The sequence below is a fragment of the Dietzia sp. DQ11-44 genome, from assembly GCF_014145205.1.
Taxonomy (GTDB): domain Bacteria; phylum Actinomycetota; class Actinomycetes; order Mycobacteriales; family Mycobacteriaceae; genus Dietzia; species Dietzia natronolimnaea.
In genome coordinates this window covers 1-4357 of the sequence record NZ_JAALEC010000119.1, presented here as the reverse complement: position 1 = coordinate 4357, position 4357 = coordinate 1, and the positions used below count along the sequence as shown (strand labels likewise).

Annotated in this window: 3 protein-coding genes; all 3 read right to left on the bottom strand. The window is 70.1% G+C overall.

The window, feature by feature from the left end; all coding sequences use genetic code 11:
* Window positions 1-2557 (bottom strand): alanine--tRNA ligase (alaS, locus tag G6018_RS03555; protein ID WP_182638758.1); only part of this gene is annotated, 2557 nt, incomplete at its 3' end.
* Window positions 2558-2721: 164 nt separating this feature from the next.
* On the bottom strand, window positions 2722-2931 hold the full coding sequence (locus tag G6018_RS03550) for a hypothetical protein (protein ID WP_182638762.1): 210 nt from the start codon (window positions 2929-2931) through the stop codon (window positions 2722-2724).
* Between the two features lie 38 nt (window positions 2932-2969).
* Window positions 2970-4304, bottom strand: coding sequence for a replication-associated recombination protein A (locus tag G6018_RS03545; RefSeq protein ID WP_182638760.1), 1335 nt, complete (start codon window positions 4302-4304; stop codon window positions 2970-2972).
* Window positions 4305-4357: the final 53 nt, after the last annotated feature.

Here is a 4357-nt window from a genome sequence, read left to right as displayed (position 1 = left end):
TCGCCCCGAGCGCCGGCGAGATGGCCCTGACCAGATCGCCCGCGCGGAGGCCGCGCTCCTGGGCGGCGGGGCTCACCGCGATGACGAACGGCACCTTCTCCGAGCCCCCGGCGGTGAGGAAGATGACACCGGCATCCCCACCGAGTCGGCCCTTGAGGTCGGACGCGAGGGTACGCAGGTCGCCCGCCGCTCCCCCCGGGACGTCGTGGGCGAGCACCCGGATCCCGTCGAGGTCCTCGGCCGCCGAGAGCAGGTCCCCGGCCCGCGAGGCGAGCTGGGCGGCACGCATCGACTCCAGTGCCTTCTCAGCCTCCCGCAGCTTCGCGGTCAGCGCGGCCACCCGGTCGGGCAGTTCGTCGGCGGGCGCCTTGAGCGAGGTGGCCAGGCCCGACACGAGAGCGCGCTCACGGGCCTGGTGCCGGTAGGCGTCCATCCCGACGTACGCCTCCACGCGCCGGATACCCGATCCGACCGAGGCCTCGCCCAGCAGACTCACCGGGCCGATCTGCGCGGAACTGGACACGTGGGTGCCTCCGCACAGTTCCATCGAGAACGGTCCGCCGATCTCCACCACCCGGACCAACGACCCGTAGTTCTCCCCGAACAACGCCATCGCGCCCATCCGCCGGGCCTCGTCGAGGCTGGTCTCGATCGTGTTCACGCCGTAGTCGGCGTCGACGGCGGCGTTGGTGATCTCCTCGACCTGCGCGAGGACGTCCGCCGGGATGGAACCCGACCAGTTGAAGTCGAACCGCATGTACCCCGGCTTGTTGAGCGAGCCGGCCTGGACGGCCTCCGGTCCGAGGATCTGACGAAGTGCGGCGTGCACGAGGTGGGTGGCCGAGTGGCCCTGAGTGGCCCCCTTGCGCCACTCCGGGTCGACGGCCGCGGTGACGAGCTGGCCGGCCTCGACCTCGCCGCCCGTGAGGACGCCCTTGTGGATCCAGAGCTTCTTCCCGATCTTCTGCACGTCGTCGACCTGCATCTGGAAACCAGCGGTGGAGATCATCCCGCGGTCACCGAGCTGGCCACCGGACTCGGCGTAGAACGGTGTGCGGTCGAGCACGAACTCCACCGCGTCTCCCTCGCGCGCGACGTGGACGGCCTCTCCGCCGGAGACGATGCCCAGGAGGGTGGACTCGTCGGTGAGTTCGGTGAAGCCGGTGAAGACGGTCTCACCGGCGTCGAGGAAGTCGCGGTACACCGACAGGTCGGCGTGGGCGTGCTTCTTGGACCGCGAGTCGGCCTTGGCCCTGGCGCGCTGCTCGGACATGAGGGAGCGGAAGCCCTCCTCGTCGACCTGCAGTCCGGCCTCGGAGGCCATCTCGAGGGTGAGGTCGATCGGGAAACCGTGCGTGTCGTGCAGGGCGAACGCCTGGCGGCCGGTGAGCACCGCCGCGCCGGAGGCCCTGGCGTCCTCGGCGGCACGCTCGAAGAGTTGGGTTCCCGACTCGAGGGTCTTGAGGAAGGCGACCTCCTCGGCCACGGCGATGCGCTCGATGCGCTCGTAGCCGGCGATCGTCTCGGGGAAGGACGGGCCGATCGCCTCCTTCACGGTGGCCATGAACTCGGCCATCGTGTCACCGGTCGCGCCCAGGAGTCGGACGGACCGGACGATGCGCCGCAGCAGCCGCCTCAGGATGTACCCGCGCCCCTCGTTGCCGGGGGTCACGCCGTCGGAGATGAGCATGTACGCCGTCCGCGCGTGGTCCGCGATCACCCGGAAGCGGACGTCGGAGGCGTTGTCCACCCCGTACCTGGTGCCGGAGAGCCGCTCGGCGGTGTCGATCACCGGGCGGAGCAGATCGGTCTCGTAGACGTTCTCGACGTCCTGGAGCAGGAACGCGACGCGCTCGATCCCCATCCCGGTGTCGATGTTCTGCTTGGGTAGCGGGCCCAGGATCTCGAACGCGTCCTTGCCGGTGCCCTCACCGCGCTCGTTCTGCATGAACACGAGGTTCCAGATCTCGATGTAGCGGTCCTCGTCCGCCTCCGGTCCGCCCTCGACCCCGTACTCCGGTCCGCGATCGTAGAAGATCTCAGAGCACGGACCGCAGGGCCCGGGGACGCCCATGGACCAGTAGTTGTCCGCCATGCCGCGGCGTTGGATGCGACCCTCGGGGATGCCGACCACGTCGCGCCAGATGCCGTAGGCCTCGTCGTCGTCGAGATACACGGTGACCCACAGCAGCCCCGGGTCGATACCGAAACCCCCGTCGTCCAGGGACGAGGTGAGCAGCGACCACGCGTGGCGGATCGCCCCCTCCTTGAAGTAGTCGCCGAACGAGAAGTTGCCCGCCATCTGGAAGAAGGTGTTGTGGCGCGTGGTGATGCCCACCTCCTCGATGTCGAGGGTGCGCACGCACTTCTGGATGGAGGTCGCGGTGGCGTGCTCCGGGGTCTCCTGGCCGAGGAAGTAGGGCTTGAAGGGGACCATCCCGGCGTTGACGAACAACAGGTTCGGGTCGTCCAGGACCAGTGATGCGCTGGGGACCTCGGCGTGACCGGCCCTGACGAAGTGGTCGAGGAATCGGCGCCGGATCTCATGGGTCTGCACAGGGGGCCTCACTGGTGGTCTACGGAGGTGGTCGGACGACTGCCCAGCCTACCGGCGCGCCCCCGGGGATCGAGGAACGGACCGCGGGAGCCCGCAGACGACACGGGCACGGACCCCGCGTGCGGGGCCCGTGCCCGTGGACCGGCTCGAGAAGAGGTGGTGTGTCAGCGCGGCATCGGGGGCAGGATGATGCCGAAGTTGGCCGCGGTGATGAACGCCTCCTGGGGAAGCAGCCCCAGGCTGTGCGCGCCGGTCCCCCACACGCCGACCGAGGTGGCCACGCCGACCAGGGTCGAGAAGATGCTGGCGATTCCGCTCATGATTCCTCCGAGAGTGCTTGCGTCCATGGATACCTGGATGTTGCTCGTGTTCATACAGGCCTCATGAGTTTCACATATCCGGGCGGGGGCGGCTAGGTCTTCCCCCGGACGATCGTTCGCAGCCGGGTCAGCCTGGCGGCCAGTTCTCGTTCGTGTCCGTGGCCGGCGGGCGCGTAGTAGTCCCGACCCACGAGCTCGTCGGGAGGGTACTGCTGTGTGACCACCCCGGCCGGGGACTGGTGCGCGTAGAGGTAGCCGACTCCGTTGCCCAGCCCCTTGGCCCCGGCGTAGTGACCGTCCCGGAGGTGACGGGGGACCTCACCGACTCCCCCGGCGCGGACATCCGCCATCGCCGCGTCTATCGCGGAGATCACCGAGTTGGACTTGGGCGCGGTCGCCAGATGGATGGTGGCCTGGGCCAGGGCGAGCCGGCATTCGGGCAGCCCCACCTTCTGCACGACCTCCGCCGCCGCGGACGCGGCGAGCAGTGCGGTGGGATCCGCCATCCCGATGTCCTCGCTCGCGTGCACCACCAGGCGCCGGGCGATGAACCGGGGGTCCTCCCCCGCCACCAGCATCCGCGCGAGGTAGTGCAGAGCCGCGTCGGCGTCCGACCCGCGGATCGATTTGATGAACGCGCTCGTGACGTCGTAGTGCTGATCCCCGTCACGGTCATAGCGGACCGGTGCCGCGTCCAGGCTCAGCTCGACCGTCTCCGGGGTCACCACGTCGTCCTCGGCGGCCCCCGCGGCGGCCTCGAGGATCGTCAGGCTCCGCCGTGCGTCCCCGCCGGAGAGCCGGACGATGTCCTCCACCGCGGCGTCGGTCACCTCGAGCGCCCCCGCGTAACCCCGGTCGTCCGACACGGCGCGCCGGATCACCGTGGCCACCCCCGCCTGGTCCAACCCCTGCAGTTCGGCGATGAGGGAACGACTCAGCAGCGGAGCGATCACCGAGAAGTGCGGGTTCTCCGTGGTCGCGGCCACCAGGAGCACGATGCCGTTCTCCACCGCGGCGAGGAGCGCGTCCTGCTGGCTCTTCGAGAACCGGTGGACCTCGTCGATGAACAACACGGTGCGCCGGCCGTGGATCTGGCGTGTCCGCGCGTCCTCGATCACCGCCCGGACGTCCTTGACCCCGGCGCTCAGGGCGGACAGGGCCACGAAGTGTCGGCCGGACGACGTGGCCACGAGGTTGGCCAGCGTCGTCTTGCCCGTCCCGGGCGGCCCGTAGAGGATCACCGAGGACCCTCCCCGGCCCTCGACCAGTCGTCGCAACGGCGAATTGGCGCGGAGCAGGTGCTGCTGTCCGACCACCTCGTCCAGCGTGCGCGGTCTCATCCGCACCGCCAGCGGGGCCGACGGGTCGACCGGCGGCGGAGCCGACCCCTCCCCCTGGCCCGGTCCCGCGTCCCCGGCCGCGAACAGCCCTGCGTCATCGCTCACGCGCCCCAGGCTACCGACGGCCCCCGACACCGCCC

Excerpts from the sequence above, each read along its gene's own strand:
- G6018_RS03550 (WP_182638762.1), bottom strand. The coding sequence starts at position 2,931 with ATGAACACGAGCAACATCCAGGTATCCATGGACGCAAGCACTCTCGGA.